This window comes from Marinococcus tarijensis (assembly GCF_054971385.1).
This window is the reverse complement of record NZ_JBQOJA010000004.1, coordinates 13,943-32,524: the sequence shown is the minus strand read 5'-3', so window position 1 is coordinate 32,524 and position 18,582 is coordinate 13,943. Positions and strand designations below refer to the sequence as shown.

The 18,582-nt window shown below is 50.5% G+C and carries 23 protein-coding genes; 15 read left to right on the top strand and 8 right to left on the bottom strand.

Features of this window, described 5'->3' with window-relative positions; all coding sequences use genetic code 11:
- Nucleotides 1-16: 16 nt before the first annotated feature.
- Nucleotides 17-1,372: a sigma-54 interaction domain-containing protein gene (locus tag ACTTK7_RS03225; RefSeq protein ID WP_462865729.1), complete on the top strand. Its 1,356-nt coding sequence runs from the start codon at nucleotides 17-19 to the stop codon at nucleotides 1,370-1,372.
- A gap of 52 nt (nucleotides 1,373-1,424) precedes the next feature.
- On the opposite strand, the gene ACTTK7_RS03220 is transcribed toward ACTTK7_RS03225, so the two are convergent.
- Complete coding sequence (locus tag ACTTK7_RS03220) at nucleotides 1,425-2,618, bottom strand: MFS transporter (RefSeq protein WP_462865727.1); 1,194 nt, start codon at nucleotides 2,616-2,618, stop codon at nucleotides 1,425-1,427.
- The gene (locus ACTTK7_RS03215; RefSeq protein WP_462865725.1) at nucleotides 2,615-3,037 is read right to left on the bottom strand and encodes a MarR family winged helix-turn-helix transcriptional regulator; all 423 of its coding nucleotides are present in this window, start codon (nucleotides 3,035-3,037) and stop codon (nucleotides 2,615-2,617) included. The genes ACTTK7_RS03220 and ACTTK7_RS03215 overlap by 4 nt, the downstream gene beginning before the upstream one ends.
- A 199-nt stretch (nucleotides 3,038-3,236) precedes the next feature.
- On the opposite strand from ACTTK7_RS03215, the gene ACTTK7_RS03210 reads away from it, so the two are divergent.
- The 7 genes from ACTTK7_RS03210 to hxlB are packed head-to-tail and all read left to right on the top strand — an operon-like array spanning nucleotide 3,237 to nucleotide 9,229.
- On the top strand, nucleotides 3,237-4,253 hold the full coding sequence (locus ACTTK7_RS03210; protein ID WP_462865723.1) for a LacI family DNA-binding transcriptional regulator: 1,017 nt from the start codon (nucleotides 3,237-3,239) through the stop codon (nucleotides 4,251-4,253).
- Nucleotides 4,254-4,268: 15 nt separating this feature from the next.
- Nucleotides 4,269-5,279 (top strand): TRAP transporter substrate-binding protein, encoded by a 1,011-nt coding sequence (locus tag ACTTK7_RS03205; protein ID WP_462865721.1) that lies wholly within the window; start codon nucleotides 4,269-4,271, stop codon nucleotides 5,277-5,279.
- Between the two features lie 12 nt (nucleotides 5,280-5,291).
- Nucleotides 5,292-5,786 carry a TRAP transporter small permease gene (locus ACTTK7_RS03200; protein ID WP_462865719.1) on the top strand — a complete coding sequence of 165 codons (495 nt, stop codon included), beginning with the start codon at nucleotides 5,292-5,294 and terminating at the stop codon, nucleotides 5,784-5,786.
- Nucleotides 5,783-7,063 carry a TRAP transporter large permease gene (locus tag ACTTK7_RS03195; protein ID WP_462865718.1) on the top strand — a complete coding sequence of 427 codons (1,281 nt, stop codon included), beginning with the start codon at nucleotides 5,783-5,785 and terminating at the stop codon, nucleotides 7,061-7,063. The genes ACTTK7_RS03200 and ACTTK7_RS03195 overlap by 4 nt, the downstream gene beginning before the upstream one ends.
- A 17-nt stretch (nucleotides 7,064-7,080) precedes the next feature.
- Entirely contained in the window at nucleotides 7,081-8,034 is a 954-nt protein-coding gene (locus ACTTK7_RS03190; RefSeq protein ID WP_462865716.1) for a sugar kinase, read from the top strand.
- Between the two features lie 11 nt (nucleotides 8,035-8,045).
- Nucleotides 8,046-8,672 (top strand): 3-hexulose-6-phosphate synthase, encoded by a 627-nt coding sequence (gene hxlA, locus ACTTK7_RS03185; RefSeq protein WP_462865714.1) that lies wholly within the window; start codon nucleotides 8,046-8,048, stop codon nucleotides 8,670-8,672.
- Nucleotides 8,669-9,229, top strand: coding sequence for a 6-phospho-3-hexuloisomerase (hxlB, locus tag ACTTK7_RS03180; RefSeq protein WP_462865712.1), 561 nt, complete (start codon nucleotides 8,669-8,671; stop codon nucleotides 9,227-9,229). The genes hxlA and hxlB overlap by 4 nt, the downstream gene beginning before the upstream one ends.
- A gap of 64 nt (nucleotides 9,230-9,293) precedes the next feature.
- Here hxlB and ACTTK7_RS03175 read toward each other — a convergent pair whose 3' ends face one another.
- From ACTTK7_RS03175 to ACTTK7_RS03165, 3 genes are read right to left on the bottom strand one after another with little or no spacing between them, the layout of a single operon-like run.
- On the bottom strand, nucleotides 9,294-9,533 hold the full coding sequence (locus ACTTK7_RS03175; RefSeq protein ID WP_462865948.1) for a helix-turn-helix domain-containing protein: 240 nt from the start codon (nucleotides 9,531-9,533) through the stop codon (nucleotides 9,294-9,296).
- Nucleotides 9,526-9,702: a YvrJ family protein gene (locus tag ACTTK7_RS03170; RefSeq protein WP_462865710.1), complete on the bottom strand. Its 177-nt coding sequence runs from the start codon at nucleotides 9,700-9,702 to the stop codon at nucleotides 9,526-9,528. Before ACTTK7_RS03170 ends, ACTTK7_RS03175 begins: the two co-directional genes overlap by 8 nt.
- The gene (locus tag ACTTK7_RS03165) at nucleotides 9,702-10,274 is read right to left on the bottom strand and encodes an RNA polymerase sigma factor (protein ID WP_462865708.1); all 573 of its coding nucleotides are present in this window, start codon (nucleotides 10,272-10,274) and stop codon (nucleotides 9,702-9,704) included. The genes ACTTK7_RS03170 and ACTTK7_RS03165 overlap by 1 nt, the downstream gene beginning before the upstream one ends.
- Nucleotides 10,275-10,533: 259 nt before the next feature.
- Here ACTTK7_RS03165 and ACTTK7_RS03160 point away from each other — a divergent pair, with 259 nt between their 5' ends.
- From ACTTK7_RS03160 to ACTTK7_RS03130, 7 genes are all read left to right on the top strand, one after another.
- Nucleotides 10,534-11,394 carry a GAF domain-containing protein gene (locus ACTTK7_RS03160; RefSeq protein ID WP_462865707.1) on the top strand — a complete coding sequence of 287 codons (861 nt, stop codon included), beginning with the start codon at nucleotides 10,534-10,536 and terminating at the stop codon, nucleotides 11,392-11,394.
- Between the two features lie 49 nt (nucleotides 11,395-11,443).
- Nucleotides 11,444-12,070, top strand: coding sequence for a hypothetical protein (locus ACTTK7_RS03155; protein ID WP_462865705.1), 627 nt, complete (start codon nucleotides 11,444-11,446; stop codon nucleotides 12,068-12,070).
- Between the two features lie 132 nt (nucleotides 12,071-12,202).
- Nucleotides 12,203-12,559: a lmo0954 family membrane protein gene (locus tag ACTTK7_RS03150; RefSeq protein ID WP_462865703.1), complete on the top strand. Its 357-nt coding sequence runs from the start codon at nucleotides 12,203-12,205 to the stop codon at nucleotides 12,557-12,559.
- Between the two features lie 17 nt (nucleotides 12,560-12,576).
- Nucleotides 12,577-13,215 (top strand): PspA/IM30 family protein, encoded by a 639-nt coding sequence (locus ACTTK7_RS03145; protein ID WP_462865701.1) that lies wholly within the window; start codon nucleotides 12,577-12,579, stop codon nucleotides 13,213-13,215.
- Between the two features lie 67 nt (nucleotides 13,216-13,282).
- Entirely contained in the window at nucleotides 13,283-14,005 is a 723-nt protein-coding gene (gene liaF, locus ACTTK7_RS03140) for a cell wall-active antibiotics response protein LiaF (RefSeq protein WP_462865699.1), read from the top strand.
- Nucleotides 14,002-15,036 carry a sensor histidine kinase gene (locus ACTTK7_RS03135; RefSeq protein WP_462865697.1) on the top strand — a complete coding sequence of 345 codons (1,035 nt, stop codon included), beginning with the start codon at nucleotides 14,002-14,004 and terminating at the stop codon, nucleotides 15,034-15,036. The genes liaF and ACTTK7_RS03135 overlap by 4 nt, the downstream gene beginning before the upstream one ends.
- Complete coding sequence (locus ACTTK7_RS03130; RefSeq protein ID WP_462865695.1) at nucleotides 15,033-15,662, top strand: response regulator; 630 nt, start codon at nucleotides 15,033-15,035, stop codon at nucleotides 15,660-15,662. Before ACTTK7_RS03135 ends, ACTTK7_RS03130 begins: the two co-directional genes overlap by 4 nt.
- Nucleotides 15,663-15,712: 50 nt before the next feature.
- Here ACTTK7_RS03130 and ACTTK7_RS03125 read toward each other — a convergent pair whose 3' ends face one another.
- Genes ACTTK7_RS03125 through ACTTK7_RS03115 form a run of 3 tightly spaced genes read right to left on the bottom strand, consistent with a single transcriptional unit; the run spans nucleotide 15,713 to nucleotide 18,576 of the window.
- Nucleotides 15,713-16,681 carry a sugar phosphate isomerase/epimerase family protein gene (locus ACTTK7_RS03125; protein WP_462865693.1) on the bottom strand — a complete coding sequence of 323 codons (969 nt, stop codon included), beginning with the start codon at nucleotides 16,679-16,681 and terminating at the stop codon, nucleotides 15,713-15,715.
- Entirely contained in the window at nucleotides 16,681-17,724 is a 1,044-nt protein-coding gene (locus ACTTK7_RS03120; protein ID WP_462865691.1) for a Gfo/Idh/MocA family protein, read from the bottom strand. The genes ACTTK7_RS03125 and ACTTK7_RS03120 overlap by 1 nt, the downstream gene beginning before the upstream one ends.
- Before the next feature lie 30 nt (nucleotides 17,725-17,754).
- Nucleotides 17,755-18,576, bottom strand: a complete 822-nt coding sequence (locus tag ACTTK7_RS03115; protein WP_462865690.1) for a carbohydrate ABC transporter permease — start codon at nucleotides 18,574-18,576, stop codon at nucleotides 17,755-17,757.
- Between the last annotated feature and the right edge of the window lie 6 nt (nucleotides 18,577-18,582).

The following is an 18,582-nucleotide window of genomic DNA, read 5'->3' as shown; positions in this document are numbered from 1 at the left end:
GGAAGGGTGATGGAGCGTGGCAGAAGTTGAATACTGGAAACAGTTCGTAGTAGAACCACAAATGCTCGAAGCATCAAAAACGGAAGTATCTGACGTGTTGAAGGTTTGGAAGAACGGAGAAAAAGATGCAATTGTGATGGTTGATGAAGACAGCCGCCCATTGGGTGTTCTCGATGAAACAAAAGTGTGGAATCACATCTACAAGGAAAAAAGCCTTGATAAAAAGATTAAGGACGGATGGATCCTGGAAGTTTCCCAGATTACAGAAGGACAGATTCCGGAATCATGGGAACAGCAGTATCCGCCAATCGCAGTCGTTAACAAAAAGGGGAGAGTCACCGGTGTCTGGACGGAAAAAGCGTTAAAGGAGCTACATACGTCTGAAACGGCTTCCTCTCCTACCTTCCGGCCCTCCATTGCTTCCTTCCGGCGTATCATAGGGGAAAATGAAGAGATTCACCGGGCGATCCAAACAGCGAAGCGGGCCGCTAAAACGAAAACCCCCGTCTGGCTTTCCGGGGAAACGGGCACAGGCAAGGAATTGTTTGCCCAGGCGATTCATCAGGAAAGCGGCAGAACAGGAGAATTTGTGGCAGTGAACTGCGCCTCCATCCCGGATACTCACCTTGAAGAAGAGTTATTCGGAAAAGAAGTCCCTATGCAGCCCCAGCAGGGTGCCGTCGGTTTACTTGAAGCCGCTCACGAAGGCACGCTGTTTCTTGATGAAGTAGGCAATATGTCCATGGCGATGCAGGCAGCTCTTTTGCGCGTGCTTGAAGATTCGTACGTACGCAAGATCGGCAACGCAGCTCCGATTCCGGTAAATATGAAGATCATTTCTGCCACTAATGAAAATATTGAACAGCTGGTGGAGGAAGGGAAATTCCGCCGGGACCTGTATTACCGCCTGCATGTGGTACCTGTAGGTCTGCCGCCGCTCCGCGAGCGGACCGAAGACCTCCCGCTTCTGGTGGAATACTATAACACGCATTTTTCCACTGAGCTGGGCGTGAAGCCGCTAAAAATAACGAACAAAGCCATGGAAGCCATGAAGCAGTACGACTGGCCGGGGAACATCCGGGAATTGATGAATGTCATTGAACAGCTTTCTGCGATGCACGACGGCGGGAAAATACGCACGGAAGACCTTCCCATCTCTTCTGTAACAGCCCGTAAAGCCGCAGAGCCCGTTCAGACGTCCCGGACCGAAAGCGCGAACGCAGCAAACTGGAAGGACCAGAAATCGGCCCAGGAGCAGACCATGATCAAGCAGGCGCTTGAAGAAGCAAACGGCAATAAGACAGAAGCTGCCAAAAAGCTCGGAATTCACCGGACGACGCTATATAAAAAAATGCGCGATCATCAGATGTAATACAAAAAAGCAGGCGCGCGCCTGCTTTTTTTGTGTTCGGGACTAATAAGGCTCAGGCTTTTTTCTCTTCGTAGGCATAAACTGACGATGTCCGGAAATACAAAAACAATACCCCGATCGTCAGCAGTATAATTCCTGCCGTAATTTGATATAAATACTGATAGCCTACAGCGTTCACTAAAAGCCCGAGAAAAAAGGAGCCAAGAGCGATGCCGGAGTCGAACATAATAAAAAATGTAGCGGTGGCATGCCCGCTTCGATGCGGCTCGGCCGCCTGAATGGACATCGTTTGAAAACCGGGAAGAAGCGTTCCGTAGCCAAGGCCGATCAAAGCGGCAGATAACAGCAGCATCCACCCGGCAGTGGTAAAGCTGAGCGTTACGAGACCGATGGCGAAAATCAGAAGGCAGGGGTACAGAACAGTCCCCGGCCCACGGGTGTCAAATAACGGCCCTGCCACCGGACGGGAAGCAATGACGACCAAAGCGAATACAAGAAAAAAGAAGCTCGATACCTGGATCAGATCCATTGCTTCAGCAAATAGGGACATGTACGAAATGACCCCGGCGTAGGAAAAAGAAGCAAGCAGGCCGATAGAAGCAATTGGAAGCGCCCGCAGTTCGATAAAATCATGAATGGACAGTTTCTTTTTTTCAGTGTGCGGAGCGGCAGGGACTCCTGGATCCCGCGCAATGGCTGCGCACCAGACTCCAACAATCATAAACATGCCGAGCAGGACAAATAAAAGGGCGAACGGAGCAAACTGTATCAGCGTCAGTCCGATGAAAGGCCCGATGACGACCGCGACATTCATGGAGGTCGTGAAATAACCGAGGCCTTCCCCGCGGCGTTCATTTGGAATAACATCTGCAGCGATAGCGCCGGTAGCTGTACTCAAAATGCCAAAAGGAATGCCGTGTACAAACCGGAGCAGCAGCAGCCCCGTGTACGTATCGATAAAAAGGTATAAAAAAGTACAAATGACAAACGCAGCGGCTCCCCAGACCAGCGCCCGTTTACGCCCGGTTTTTTCCATGATCTTGCCGGCAAATACCCGGGTAATGATCGTAGCAACGAGCATAATCGTGACGATGAGCCCGCCCTGGGCACTGGTGCCGCCGAGACTTCCGGTAACAAAAAGGGGCAGTGTAGTTAAAAGAGAATAAAATACGGTGAAAACCATGAAATTGGTAATCGTGATACTAATAAAATCCTTTGTCCAGATGGGATGGTCATGACGGCTCACTGTTCCCCGCTCCTTTCGTTCGTAATTTTTTCAAGCAGCTCAAGCAGAACTTCCCGGTCTTTGTCTGACAGCCGCGCGAGAGAACGCTTCTCTGCTTCAGCAACTCGTTCTTTAATTTCGGGAAGTATCTTTTTCGTGCTGGCGGTAAGGTGGATAACCTGCGTACGCCGGTCTGCACCGGGACGTTTTTCGATCCAGTCATTGCGCTCCATCGTGGCGATTGTACGGGCAATCGTCGGCGCTTCCACCTGCAGATATTTCCGCATATGCGTCTGGGTAGCCGGGCCGCCGGTATCAAGCACATACATAATCATATACTGCGCATGGGACAGCCCAAACGGGGCAAGCGTTTCGTTTAGCGTGTTCGAGAGTGTACGCGACCGCTGATGTATCATATGAATAAGCTGGTCTGATTCCATACAAGAGAAAGCTCCTTTTGAATTTAATTAGCATGCTAACTAATTGCAGCTTCACCAGTATACGAAGTATTTGGATAAAGGTAAAGACTGTAAACGATTACGAAAAGCAAAAAAAATAATAAAGCGTTTGCAATTCAGTGTTGTATCTTTTAGAATGAAATAAATCGTTTTACTAAAACGTTTTATCAGGAGGTAAGCTATGCGTAAAAATGTGACGCTGCGTGATGTGGCAAAAGAAGCAAATGTTTCCATAAGCACCGTGTCCCAGTTTATGAACGGTCGTTTTACATACATGGGCGAAGAAACAAAAGGACGTATCGAGCAGGCCATTGCCCGGTTGAACTACCGGCCGAATGCGATTGCAAGAGGGCTGAAACAGCAGAAAACGACGACGATCGGCGTTATTATTGCAAACGTGGTTCACCGTTTTTCCACGCTTGTGGTCAGAGCAATTGAAGATATGTGCATTAAGTACAATTATCACGTCATCATCTGTAATGCCGATGACGACGAAACGAAAGAAAAACAGTACATCGATATGCTGATGGCAAAGCAGATTGACGGAATGATTATTATCCCAAGCAGCCAGGACCGAAAAAATTATGAAGACATTCTAAGCTATCAAATTCCGTTAGTATTTCTGGATAGAACGGTAGAGCAGTCGGAAGCTCCTTCTGTAGTAGTGAATAATTATAAGGCTTCGTACGAGGCGGTAAAGCATTTAGCTGATAGAAGCTACCGCAATATCGGCTTTATCGGTCCGGAGCTGAAGATGAATACAAGAAAAGAGCGTTTCCGCGGGTTTGAGGATGCGCTCGAGGCAGAGGGGATCGCTGAAAATAAAAAGCTTGCATACCATGGGGAGGTCAGCGGTGCCCAGGAGGCATTAAAGGTCATGATGAAACAGCAGTCCCCTCCGGATGCGCTGTTTATCTCTAACGACCGCATGCTCGTAGAAGCACTGACATTTGCCAAAGAGCAGCAGCTCCATATTCCTGAAGACCTTGCCCTCGTAACGTTTGATGAAGTGGAATACGCTGCTTTCTTTTCCCCGTCGCTAACAACCATCGAGCAGCCGGCCTATCAAATGGGGGAAAAAGCAGCAGAGCTTCTGCTGGAGCAGGTGAACGAGGGCGTGCTGGCCGAAAAATTGAGCCGGGAATATGTGTATGAGACAACTTTTCATGTACGGGGTTCCACTGAAGCAAAAATATAAAAGGAGGTTTGAATGATGAAAAAAGTAAGCGTTACCGTGATGGCGCTCGCTGCCGGAATACTCGCAGGCTGCAGCAGCGGCAGTACTGAAAGCACGGCCGGGGCTGAAGAAAATGTTCATTTAGTAGCCGCCACCCAGCTTGATGATCAGAGCCCCTACGCAGTCGGCTTGAGGGAATTTAAAGAAGTCGTAGAGGAAGAAAGCGATGGAAGCGTGACAGTGGAGGTACACACGAACGGATCGCTCGGCGGAAGCGAAGCAGAGCTTGCCCAGAGCGCGGAGACCGGCTCAGTGGATCTGGTGGTCGCTTCTCCCGGCTATTTGGCTCAAAAAGTAAAGGAAGTGGATTTTTTCTCCATTCTGTATCTTTTTGAAGACCGCGAGCACTGGGAGCGGGTAGTGGACGGCAAGGTAGGCGATGAAGTAGCACGTGTGACAGAAGAAAAATCAAATTTTAAAGTGCTCGATTACTGGTCGGCAGGAACGCGTAATTATTACGGAACGCAGCCAGTGGAAACGCCGGAGGATTTGGAAAATAAGACGGTCCGGACCCAGGATTCACCGGTGGTGACGGATACGTGGCAGGCGCTCGGCGCCCAGCCGACGAGTGTAGCCTGGAACGAAATGTACCAGGCGCTTCAGAACGGATTGACGGATGCAGCAGAAAATGATTTTACCAATATTTATTTAGCCAGCCATTACGAAGTAGCGGATCATCTGTCACTCACGGAGCATGACGTTACGACGCGGGTATTCTTCACTACCCAAAAGGCGTACGACAGTATGAATGCCGAGCAGCAGGAAGCGGTTGATACAGCTGTACAGGAAGCGACTGAAACTGCGCGGGCAACTGATGAGGAATTGGCCAGTGAGTATAAACAAAAGCTGCAGGAGGAAGGCATGGAAATCAACGAGGTGGATAAAGAAGCCTTTACCGAACGGACGGAAGACGTACGCAGAGATGCTGTAGAAAACCTTGGAATGGAAGAAGAATACGAAAGGGTCCAGGAACTAAAGGATGAATAGGTGGGTGAGAAGATGAGAGCATTTATCGATAAAATACAGCGAATGTTTTTGTGGGGAGGCGCAGCCGCCTTTTCGATTTTCTTTATATGTGTAGCGCTGCAGGTGATGACCCGCTATATTCCCGGTGTCGCCTTTCTCTGGTCAGCCGAGGTGGCCACATATGCCTTTATATGGATGGTGCTGCTCGGGGCTGCTGCAATGGTTCGGGAACGCCAGCATTTTACCGTGAGCATTCTTTTGGAGAAGCTGTCCGGCAAGTATCTGCTTGCGCTCCAGATAGTCATTCATTTCTTTTTAATACTGTTCGGTCTCGCTTTTGTCATACACGGGGTCCAGATTACGACCCAGTTCAGCAGCTGGACGCTGAACTACCTGCCGGGCGTCAGTCAATTTTTCATTTGGCTGCCTGTGCCAATTGCCGGAGCAGGGATTATGCTGTTTGCGTTTCAGAATGCGATGGACCACTGGAACCACTACCAAAATATCGTGGAGGTGAATAAAGAATGATAACCGCGATCGGCTTAATACTGCTCTTTTTAATATTAATGGTACTTGGCATTCCTATTGCATTTGTGATTGGCATCGTCAGCTATATCGGCTTTCTCGTTATGGGGACGGTGCCGCTTGAAGCCGTTATTCAGCAAATGTTTGTCGGGTTGAACTCCTTTATTTTGCTGGCTGTGCCGCTGTTTATCTTTGCGGCAAATATCATGAACCGGGGGAAGATTTCCGAAAGACTCATTCAGTTCGCGGTGTCACTCGTCGGTCATATCCGCGGAGGGCTCGCCCACTCCAACGTCGTCGTTTCCATGTTTTTCGGAGGCATATCCGGAGCATCTACGGCTGACACGGCAGGAGTGGGAAAGATTTTGATCCCGAGCATGAAAAAGGAGCAGTACAGCACGGAAACATCGGTGGCTGTAACCGCTGCCTCCTCCACGATGGGCATGATTATTCCACCGTCGATTCCGATGGTTATTTACGGAAGCCTGGCCGGGGTGTCGATTGGCCAGATGTTTATCGGCGGAATTATCCCGGGACTGTTAATCGGCATCGGATTAATGCTGTTTATATCAGTCATCTCGAAGAAAAATAATTACCCGAAGCATGACCGGCTCGATACAAAGGCAATTGTCAAACATGGTATCCGGAGCTTTCCCCCGCTGCTTACGCCGATTATTATCCTCGTCGGCATCATGGGTGGCTTTGTTACTCCGACCGAAGCGTCGATCATCGCCTGCATTTACTCGTTTATTTTGGCGTTCTTTTTTTACAGAAGCATCCGCCTGCGGGATATGCCGGAGATCGTTATTGAAACATTGAAGCTCAGCTCGCTTACGCTGTTTGCACTGGCAACTGCCACGTCGCTTGGACGACTGATCAGCTTTAATAATATTCCAGCCCACATTTCATCGTTTTTCCAGGAATCGGTGCCATACGCGTGGCTTCTGATTGTGCTGATTATCGTTTTGTTTTTATTTGTCGGCATGTTTATGGATACCGTTCCTTCGATCATTTTGTTTGTGCCCATTATACTGCCGGCAGCATCAGAGCTCGGCCTTGATCCAATTCATATCGGGATCGTCGTACTCATGTGCCTGGCCGTGGGTCTCGTAACGCCTCCGTACGGGCTTTGCCTCCTGCTTGCAAGTGCGATTGGCGGGCTTTCCATCAGCCGATCCTTTAAAGCGACGATTCCATACATTGGCATGATTCTGGTTGTGATTTTAGTAATTGCATTCGTGCCGGGCATTTTCATGTGGCTGCCGAATGCGTTTGAATAAGAATGGAGGCAGTAAAGATGCAGGACATCCTTACAATTGGGGACGCAATGATTACAATGAATCCAAAACAGCGGGGGCCGATGCGTTTTACAACTGAGTTTGAACGAAAAATCGGCGGGGCCGAGTTAAACGTGGCTGTCGGCTGCGCCCGCCTCGGACTTCAGACTGGCATGATCAGCCGCCTGGGCCGCGATGAATTTGGCCGACATATTTTTAATACCCTACGCGGAGAAGGAATTGACGTTTCGGGAATAGCTCTTGAAGATGACTACGCTACTCCCGTGAATTTTAAAGAAACGCTTGAAAACGGTAATGGGCGTACGTTTTACTACCGCTTTCCATCACCGACAGAAGAAATAACATTGCAGCATGTGAAAGAGCAGCTGAGCGGGCAGCCGAAGGTATTTTATATTACCGGCGTGTTTGCTTCGCTCCGCCCGGAAAACGTGGACATGCTCCGGGAAGCGTTGCGTTTTGCAGGGGAGCAGGGAGTGCTTACAGCTATGGATCCGAACATCCGTCTGCGTCTTTGGAACAAAGAAGAAGCGGGGGAGGCCATCCGGTCCCTGCTTCCATACGTAGATATCATGCTGAGTGGAAGAGATGAAGCGGATATGCTGTTCGGCGCCCAGTCAATAGAGGAGCACCTTGCTTCCTTTCAATCGTACGGCATTGATCGTGTCATTATTAAAAACGGCAGTGACGGAGCAGCCGGAAAACACGGAAGCAGGGAAACCGTGCATCAGCCGGCAGAAAAAGTAGAAAAGGTGGCTGACACGGTAGGCGCAGGGGATGGATTCAACGCCGGCTTGCTGTACGGCCTGCTGCAGGCATATTCACTGGAAAAGGCATTGAAAATCGGAGCGGTAGCCGGAGCAAAGGTGGTACAGGTAGCAGGCGACAATGAAGGGCTGCCGCTTTTAGAGGAAGTGGAAGCAGTGCTTGGAAACGAAGAACGCGTGGAACGTTAAAGGAGGAAGCAATGAACATACAGCTGGCGTTGGACCGGTTACCATGGGACGACTGTTTTAAGGTCGTTCATCAAACCGAAGCATATATCGACTGGATTGAAATAGGCACGGGAGTCATCAAAGAATACGGCATGGACATCGTCCGGCAGATGAAGCAGGAATATCCGGACAAAATGCTGGTTGCCGATATGAAAACGTGCGATGCAGCCAAAGCGGAAACAATTCAGGCCTTCGAGGCAGGCGCAGATGTGACGACGGTGATGGCTTTTGCATCGGACGCTTCTATCCAGGCAGTACTGGAGACCACTGAAGAGTATGGTAAAAAAGCGTTTGTGGATCTGTTGAATGTGCAAGAAACCCGGCGGCTCGATGAACTCGATAAGCTTGGCATCCGCAGTGCTTCGCTTCATATAGGTAAAGACATGCAGCAGGCAGAAACAGGTGACAATGATTATTACAAGCTGCTGCAGGCCTTCCCGCACTGGGAAGTGTCAGCGGCCGGCGGTTTAAAGGCAGATAATCTTCATAAAATTAAGGATGCGCGTCCAGACGTAGTTATTATCGGAGGCGCTATTACAAAAAGTGAAGATCCCGGGCAGGCAGCGGAACAAATACGATCGGAGGCAGACAGGCTATGAATGCAGAACAAGTATTAAACACCATTTCCCGGGAAATAACAGAGGTTGTGGGCAGCGTGGACGCGGCAGAAGCAGAAGAGGCTGCTGCAAAGCTTAACCGGGCTCCAAGAATTTTTGTAGCCGGTGAAGGGCGCTCCGGTCTTGTCGGAAAAATGTTTGCGATGCGTCTCATGCATAGTGGATATAGTGTGTTTGCAGTCGGGGAAACCATTACCCCTTCCGTGGGTGAAGGAGACTTACTTGTAGTATTATCCGGATCGGGAAATACTTCGGTTCTCGTTCATACGGCAGAGCAGGCGAAAAAAAACGGAGCAGAGCTTTTGGTCTGCTCGACCAACCGGGAGTCCTCCCTCGGAAAGCTCAGCGATGCTTTTATCGCTGTTCCTGCCGCGACAAAAAAACGGCTGGAGCACGAGCCGGAAACGATCCAGCCGCTCGGAAATCAGTTCGACCAGAGTCTCCATTTAATACTGGACGGTCTGATTATTACTGCTGTTCATGCACACGGGGAAGCTGACTACGAGCAAATGGCCAGGCGTCATACCAACATGGAGTAGCACATATGTAGCAACCGGTCCGGCCAAGAGCCGGCCCGGTTGTTTTTTTATGGAGCTAGCCGGTTTATTCGTCCGTCTGCTGCTCATAGCGGCGTTTGTATTCCCAGAAGCCGGGCACCTCCGGCGGCTCGTACGTGAGTATTTTTTCAATGCATTTCAGACGGAGCTCCTGCTGAAGATCCTCACGCTCCTGATAGGAAGTCTGGCGCAGCGCCTGCTGGATGAAGGGCTCAAATTTTTGAAGCTCTTCATAAAGCGCTTCTTCACTCATAGGCTGATTTTTGGCAGTACGGTTATTAGTCATCATGCATCGTTTCCTCCTTTTTTGGTGAAGCGCATGCCAGACGGGTTACATCCCGGCGCAGATGCTCAATCCGCTGTTCAATCCGCAAAAGCAGATAGAACGTTACAATAATAGGAAAGCCGACATTGGCCAGCAGTTCGACAACGGCACTGGAATCAATAATGTGCATCACCGCTCCTCCTGTGTCCCGGCATAAAAACGAAGCGTCTTCAAACCTTTCCGGTGGGCGTTTGACACTGCCTGGCGGCTGATTTGAAGGTAGCTGGCGATGTCTGTATCCTTCCACCCGCAGCTGTATTTTTTGGAAAAAATCCACTGCTGGTATGGAGTCAGTGAACGAAAGCCGAGCCAGACCGGGTAATGATGCAGCTCTTCTTCAAGGCTCTGTCCTGAGGCCTCACTGTAAAATGAACCGGCTTCTTCAAACAGTTCCTCCTGGCCGGACAGAGGCGTCCGCTGCTGGCGCCGGCGATGGTAGCGGTCATAGCGGACGGACTCCCAGTGCAGGGTTTTTAACATATAAGACCGCCAGATCACATCCTGGTAGTACCGCTTAAAAGATAAATCGACGGCTTTATGAGCCCAGGCAGCATCATCGTTTAAAGCCTGTTTTAACAGCTGCTGATGCACAGCATCCTCCAGAAATTCGCGGATGAGCCGGGTGCGCAGGAACGAATGATTTTTCTCTTTGAAAGCTTCCCATGCTTCTCTTTTTGAATCAGCGTATGATGAATGTGTCATAGATGCCTCCTCTCCTTACCCTTGTTGTTTATAAAAGACATCTTCAGGATAAAAAGTAAACCATTAATACGAACGTTTGTTCTTATATTTTATACGAACACTTTTCCTGTAAACAAGAAAATACTGAAATTAGAAAAATTTACAGGTTAAGTCCTGTTATAAAAGACTCATCGGTGGCATAATGTGTTTACAAAAAGATTAGTTAAAAACAAAAGAGGGAACAAACACATATTAGCTTCATGTAACAGGAGGGGAAACAGTGCGTTTAACATCAGGGCCGTCAAGCAGGTACACTTTCTCCATTGAAGAGATGGCTGAAGAAATCATGAGCGTGATCGCTGAGTCCCTTCAGGTGGACTCTGTTTATATTGCAAAAAAAGAAAATACTTATATGGACGTATTAAGTGCTTACAACAACCGCGGGGATGATCTTGTATCTGAAGGAATGAAGGTGGAGCACGAAGCCTCTTTTTGCCAGTACGTGCTGAGAAATGACGACCAGGAATACTTTCATTTTTCCGATGCAGTGAGTAATGAAGAAACCAAAGAGCTGCTGATGCCGAAAAATTTCAATGTACATACCTTTCTGGGCGTCTACATTAAAGACCAGGACGGCGGCCCGTTCGGCACATTGTGTATATTAAACCGCGAGCCGCGTGAATTTAAAACGGAAGAAATTTCGTTGATGCAGACGTTTGGTAATTTACTGAGCTACCTGATCCGCGTCGACCGCATGGATGAAAAAATAGAAGTACTCGGATATCCGATTGTGCCGATAGGCGAAGGGGTCGCCGTGCTCCCGCTCGTCGGGGCGATGGATGAAGCAAGATCCAACCGTTTGATGGAAACGGTGCTGCAGGAGGTGTACGGCGGGAAATACGACTATTTTATGATCGATGTGTCTGGCGTTTCCGCTTTTAACGAAACGTTTACGATGTATATTTCCCAGGTCATTCAGGCGCTGAAGCTGATGGGCATTGACCCTATTCTAACCGGTGTCCGCCCGGACATGGCTGTTCAGGATATACGAAAAGATATTCTCAGCGAAAATATTATGATCGAAAAAAGCCTGGAAACAGCGCTGAAGTCTATTGGGTTCCGGCTGGTAAGAAACGAGTAAACAGCAAACGCCGGATGGTTTACATATCAAGTTGAAAGAAGGGACTGGTATGAGTACAAAAGCAGAACAGATGGATGAAAGAATGGAAAAGGAAAACAAACTCACTGCAGCTGTGGTGGAGCGCCTTGTGTCAGAGATTTTCGGCATCTCGCTGCAGAGTATTGCTGCGGACCCGAAAGCCCCTGGTGCCAGGAGGTCACAATCTGTTTTTGCAGCATGGACTGAAAAAGAATGGGAGGCCGCCGGTAAAGAGGAACTGCTTGGCTATGCACTCGCCCGGCTCCCGTCTCCTCCGTCCGGTGAAATGGTGCGGCAGGTTATTAATGACGTATACCGCGTGAATCTCAGCGGCATTTCCGCCCTCGAGGCATCGACGTTTTCGCTCTTTTCCAAAGGAAAATGGATTAAGCAGAATGAGGACGATTTATTTGTGCTGGACACCGGATCGACGGATACAGAGGTCACAGTCTCGGTAACAGAGCATTTTGTCCGGAAGACGGGCTCCGGCAGGCTGCCGGCAGAACTTTGCGGGGAGCTTGAAGCACTGGGATATGTTTACCTCCCGGCGAAAAATCAGCTGAATTATTCGAGTCCAGACGGCCATCCGGTTGACGATGCATTTAAAAAAAAGACGATCGATGCCCTTGAAAAGACAGGGCAGCAGATCCAGACGTAAGCACCCTTTTATACAGAAAGGGTGTTTTTTTTATGGTAAATACGCCTTGAGGCGTAGAAAAGATAGACCCCGGGCTGCTCCCGGAAGTCTGGAAACCAGCGTAAGATAAAAGTACAGGAAGGGGGAAACACCATGTGGAAAAAAATCGGATTAGCATCAGTGATTACGATCGCAGCGATTATCGTTTTGTCTAACCTTGGGCCGCTGCTCTTGCTCGCGGCCGGAGTGGCACTGGCGTATATCGTCTACCGACAGTTTCAGGAAAGCACTTCAACAGCAGCACGGGTTTTCTGGGTGATTGTGGGCATTGCAGCCATATTGCTTGCGCTCACCAACATCTATGCAGTAATCGCGCTTCTCGGCTTGTATGCCATATACTGGAGCGTGAAAAAATGGAGTGATGACGAAGTGGATATTGACCGCCGGACCAGAACGAAGGATCCGTTCACAGGCTTTGAAGAAGAATGGAAAAAACTAAAACGCAGATAAAAAAGGAGGAAAGAGCCATGGCAGGCATTTGGCAGCAGTTCAAGGAGGATGTCGAACTGGAATGGGAGCGGTGGAATATGAAAAAAGAAAAAGACAATCCGATCCTATCGCTCAACCGCTATATTAAAGAAGCGGAGTGTGAGACGGAAAAGGTAAGCAGGCTCACAGACCGGCAGCGCCGGCTGGTTGAAGAATTTCAGCACGAACAGGACGAAGCAGAACACATGCTGGATAAACGCAAGCAGCAGGCCGCGGTAGTAAAGCATTATGAAGAGAACGAGCTGTATGAGATTGCTTTGAGAGAAATTGAACAGTACGGCGATCGGGCGCAAAAGCTCGCCACGATGAAAAAAGAAGCAGAAGAGCAGCTGCAGACACTTGAGAGTCGGCATCAGGAAATGGTGTACAAGCTGAAGGATATGCGTCTGAAACGGCTGGAGTGGATGGGACGGGAAAATGTAGCCCGGGCGAATCACAATATTACGAAGCTGTATGAAGAGAACGGACGCGACCCGGAAGCTCGTTTTAAGGAAGTGGAACAGTATTTAGAAAGTATGGAGCAGCACCATCAGCAGGAGTACGAGCATTCCACCTTCGACGAACGGGTAGCCCGTCTTGAAAAGCGGAAGACAGAGGCGGAGCAGGAAAAAGCGTGATAAAATAGAGACGCTGACCACGGCGTCTCTATTTTTAACTTACATAAACAAAAAAAGGAGGGTTCCTATGTTTTCCCACATATCAACGAAGATGATTCAATTCGTGTTTTTTACGGGAATCCTCCTGTTCATACTGGAATTTTTTTCGGACGGGGCCGGGTTAGTGCCCGTGCTCTTCTTTTTCGCCCTGTTTATTTTTATTGGAAAGCGGACGAAAAGGCGGACGCTTTCGGCCATTTTCTGGTGGACCGGGTGGATCGGCCTGGGCCTTACAGCGGTCACTCTCTGGGCCGTACAGTTCTGGGTAATTGCCTTTTTTGTTCTGCTGCTTCTGCAGATGCGCCGGTCGGGCCGGGAGCCTGTCGAAGAACAGGCAGAGATGGAAGAGTTGGCCGGCAGGGTGGAGAATTATGAACGGGACCAGCTGCTTGGCAACTGCCTGTGGGGACGGGAGAAGGTCGGAAGGAAGCCGTTTCACTGGAAGGATATTAACGTGATCGGCGGCGTCGGCGATAAAATTGTTGATGCGACCAATACCGTGCTGCCGGCACAGGCAGTAATTATTGTCCGTCACGGCTTTGGCTCAGTGACCGTCTATGTGCCGTACGAAGTGAACGTGATTGTCCGTCACAGTACAGTGTACGGACGCGTGCGCCTGTTTGGAAAAGAAGAAGCAAAGCGGTGGAACCAGACGATCACTTATCGCGCTCCTGCAGCAGATGAGGAAGCCTCCACGCTTTATATTTTCACCTCGCTTCTCAGCGGGGACCTGGAGGTGGAGCGGCGATGAACAGCTTTGTGAAAGCGGCCGGGTGGGGTATTGCTGCAGCCTTTCTCATCAGTGCCTCCACCGTCGTTCCGCTTCTGTTGCTGCTGCCTTTTGACATGTGGGAAGTGCTGATGGGGCAAACCGGGAGCGGTCTCCCGTACGGCTTTTTGTTTGTTGTTCTGATTGTTCTGCTTGGCACCGCTCTTGGGCTTTTGACGCTCCGGGCCTGGAATGCCCGCTGGCAGCAGCTGCAGACTGTGCTGGAGCGGCTGAGCAGAGGAAGCTCTAAAACGATCTGGCCGGCAGAGGTGTACCGGGAAGTAGAAGAGCTGCGCACGGAGCTTGAAGCGGTGGAGCGCCAGCTGCAGGGGCAGGCGGAGCGCGGACAGAAGCTGGCCACAGAACGGGCCGAGGACCGGGAAAAGAGCCTGCAGGAGGTTATTGCGCAGGAAAGGAACCGGATTGCCCGTGAGCTCCATGATTCGGTCAGCCAGCAGCTGTTTGCGGCTTCGATGATGATATCTGCGGTTAATGAACAGTCCGGTGTGGGGGAAGCCTCCCGGGAGTGGCAGACCATCGAGCGGATGATTAACCAGTCTCAGCTTGAGATGCGGGCGCTGCTTCTTCATCTGCGTCCGGCGGCGCTGAATAAACAATCGCTGCAGGAGGGAATCACTCAGCTGCTGAACGATCTGACGACGAAGGTGCCGCTTCAGATCAAGCAGGTGATTGAACCGTTTCCGATTGAAAAGGGAGTGGAGGACCAGCTGTTTCGGATCAGCCAGGAGTCCATTTCCAACACGCTTCGCCACGCGAAGGCGACCGAGCTGAAGGTATCACTGCTGCAGCGCGAAGAATTTATCATTTTGCGCGTTCAGGACAACGGCGTCGGCTTCTATACAGAGGAAGAAAAACCGGACAGCTACGGATTAAGCACGATGAAGGAACGAGCGGAGGAAATTGGCGGGCACTTTCATTTAGTGAGTCTGCCGGGAGAAGGCAGCCGCATCGATGTCAAAGTGCCCTGGCTGTCGAAGGGAGAAGAGGTATGATTACCATCCTGTTTGCAGATGACCACGAAATGGTCCGTATTGGAGTGACGTCGTATTTATCGACGCAGCCGGACATGGAAGTAACCGCTGAAGCCTCAAGCGGGAGGGAAGCGGTCAGGCTGGCGCTTGAACTCAGGCCGGATATCATCCTCATGGATCTGGTGATGGATGATATGAATGGCATTGAGGCGACAGAAAAAATTATGGAGGCATGGCCGGCAGCCAAAATTATTATTGTCACAAGCTTTATCGATGATGAAAAGGTGTACCCGGCGCTTGAAGCGGGCGCGGTAAGCTATATTTTAAAAACCTCCCGGGCCGGGGAGATTGCAGCGGCAATCCGGAAAACACACGAAGGGCAGTCGATTCTCGAGCCCGAGGTAGCAGGAAAGCTGATGGCAAACATGAAACGGCGGGACCAGAGGGAGCTGCACGAGGAGCTGACCGCACGCGAGCTCGAGGTGCTGCGGCTGCTTGCGGAGGGAAAAACTAATATCGAAATTGCCGAAGAGCTGTTTATTGCCCTGAAAACAGCGAAGGTACATGTGAGCAGTGTCCTCCATAAGCTCGAGGTGCAGGACCGTACCCAGGCAGTCGTTTATGCGTACAAGCATCGCCTGTTTTAAAAAGCTGCCCGCCCTGAGTAAAGGGGAGCAGCTTTTTTAATACGGAGGGGTCACGCCCACCACATGTCGACCGGACGCTCGGAAATGTTGACGGAATTCAGGTTTTGCACGGCCCGCTCAAAGCCTTCATCGAGTGACATGATCGGATCTTCATGCTCGATGCTGACAACATGGTCATAGCCGAATGTCCGAAGCGCACTGATCATATCGCTCCATTCCTTCATGCCGTGGCCGAAGCCGACCGACCGGAAGCTCCAGGCGCGGGTCTGAACGCTGCTGTACGGCTGCATGTCGGTGAGGCCGTACATATTGACGTTATCCTGGTCAATGTACGTATCCTTGGCGTGGAAGTGGTGGATCGCTCCTTCTTTTCCAAGAATTTTTATCGCGGCTACCGGATCGATTCCCTGCCACCACATATGACTCGGATCAAGGTTGGCGCCCACCGCGTCATTGGTCGCCTCCCGAAGCTTTAATACTGTATACGGCGTATGAACCAGAAAGCCTCCGTGAGGTTCGATACCAACCTTGATGCCGTGTTCTTTGGCGTAGCTGCCGGCTTCCTTCCAATACGGAATGAGCTTTTGCTCCCACTGCCAGTTGTAAATGTCTGAATATGCGCTCGGCCACGGGGCGACCGGCCAGTTTGGGTGCCTGGCGCTTTCGTCGCTTCCGGCGACACCAGAGAACGTATTAACGACCGGAATACTCAGCAGGCTGGCAAGCTGTACGGTTTTTTTGAACGTTTCGTCCGCGTCCTTTGCTTCAGCCGGGTCCGGGGAAACCGGATTGGCGTGGCAGCTGAGCGCGCTGACGGTTAAGCCCCGGGCATCCAGTGCTTCCTGGAACTGTTTGCGTGCATCCTCGCTGTTTAAAAGCCTGTCCACATCTGCATGGGCGTTGCCTGGATTGCCGCCGGTGCCAAGCTCTACGGCCTGCACCCCGGCACGTTTAACCTTGTCGAGCATATCTGTAAAAGCCAAATCAGCATAGAGAACAGTAAAAACGCCGATCTTCATTATTGAACACCTTCCTTCCCGATAGTAACAAACTGACCGCGTTCGCTGGACGAAAGAGCCGCCAGAATAACGTCGAGGGCCTGCTTTCCGTCTGCAGCGGAGACCGGAACCACGGTATCTGAGACGATGCTTTCAGTAAAAGCATCGATCACACCGGAGCCTTCCTGGCCGCCGGCATCATTTGTCTGAATGCCGCCCAGCTCGTAGCGGACTGTATGACCGTTGGTGTAGTGGGCCGTCAGCGAATGCATCGGGTCGTCTTCAAGGCGGAGTGTGCCTTTTTCGCCGTAGATGATTGTTGAGTTGTCTTCGTCGGGAACATATGCCCAGCTGGCCGTGAGGGTTCCTATTAAGCCTCCTGCTGTTCTGAGAAGACAGACGGCGTTGTCATCAACCGTAATATTTTCCTTTGCATTGTTTTCCACGAAAGCAGCCACCTGAGTCACCGGCTCATCGAGCAGAAACTGAATCAGGTCGGATTTGTGCACCCCAAGGTCTCCCATGGCGCCGATAAAGGCTTCCTCTTTACGGAAAAACCAGCTGTCCTTTCCGTCAATGCTCCACCCCTCGGGACCACCGTGGCCAAACGTCGTCCGGAAGCTGAAGACTTTGCCAAGGTCGCCGTTTGCAATCAGCTCCCGTGCCTTCACGTGTGAAGGCACGAAGCGCTGATTGTGGGCGATCATTAATTTTTTGCCGCTGCGCTTTTCAGCTTCGATCATTTCTTCAGCTTCCTGTTCGCTTGTCGCCATCGGTTTTTCACAGAGCACGTGCTTGCCGGCAAACAGGGCGTCAATACTGATTTGGGCATGCATATGGTTGGAGGTGCAGACGCTGACCGCCTCAATCGATTCATCCTTTAACAATTCATGGTAATCTGTGTACGCCTCAGCCCCGAGGTGAGCGGCTGTTTCCTCGGCGCGCTCCTTTACGAGGTCACAGACCGCCCGGATAGTGGTATGCTGATTTGCTTCATATTCTGGAATGTGGCGGTTTCTAGCGATGCTTCCGCACCCGATGACACCGATATTTACTGCTTTCATGTGAGTTCCACTCCCTTTATATAGTGATGATTATTCTTTTACTGACCCGCTCGTAAGTCCGGAAACAATCCGGCGCTGGAAAATCAGAACGAGAATGACAATCGGTATGGTAACGATGACGGTGGCAGCCGAAATGTCGCCCCAAGGTACTGTGTATTCACTCTGGTAGAAGGAGATGCCAACTGGAATCGTCCGCCAGGCATCGGCGGTATTGATGGCCAGGGCGAAAAGATATTCGTTCCAGGCTGCGACGAAAACAAGAATCGCCGTGGTAAAGATACCCGGGGTAGCGAGTGGCAGAATAATCTGGCGGTACGTCTGAAATGGCGTAGCACCGTCCAGCTTGGCTGATTCTTCAAGCTCCCACGGGATTTTTTGAAAAAAGGTGGCCAGAATCCAGATCGCGAGCGGCAGGCTGATGGTGATATACGGAATAACGAGACCGATGTAGCTGTTGCGAAGTCCCGTGTCTGTCACAAAGTTAAAGATTGGAGACAAAATCGCAATTGGCGGGAACATCGATGAGGCCAGTACAAGGCCTAAAATTAAGGTCTTGCCGCGGATAGGCAGCCGGGTCACCGCATAGGCCGTGAACGAAGCAATCAAGAGCGATAAAACCGTAGTCAGGCCGGAAACGACAAAGCTGTTGAGCATGTAGCGGAACAGCGGCCTCGTCGTAATCGCTGACGCGTAGGACTCAAGTGTGGCGTTGGATGTAAACCAGGCGAACGATGTCAGCTCATTCTGGGGCTTCAGGGAGGTTAAAAAGATCCAGATGAACGGAAACATAACGAGAAATACGAATATAGCCAGGAAGATATAAAACCGGATACCGGCTTGGTTTTTAAACATGTACAA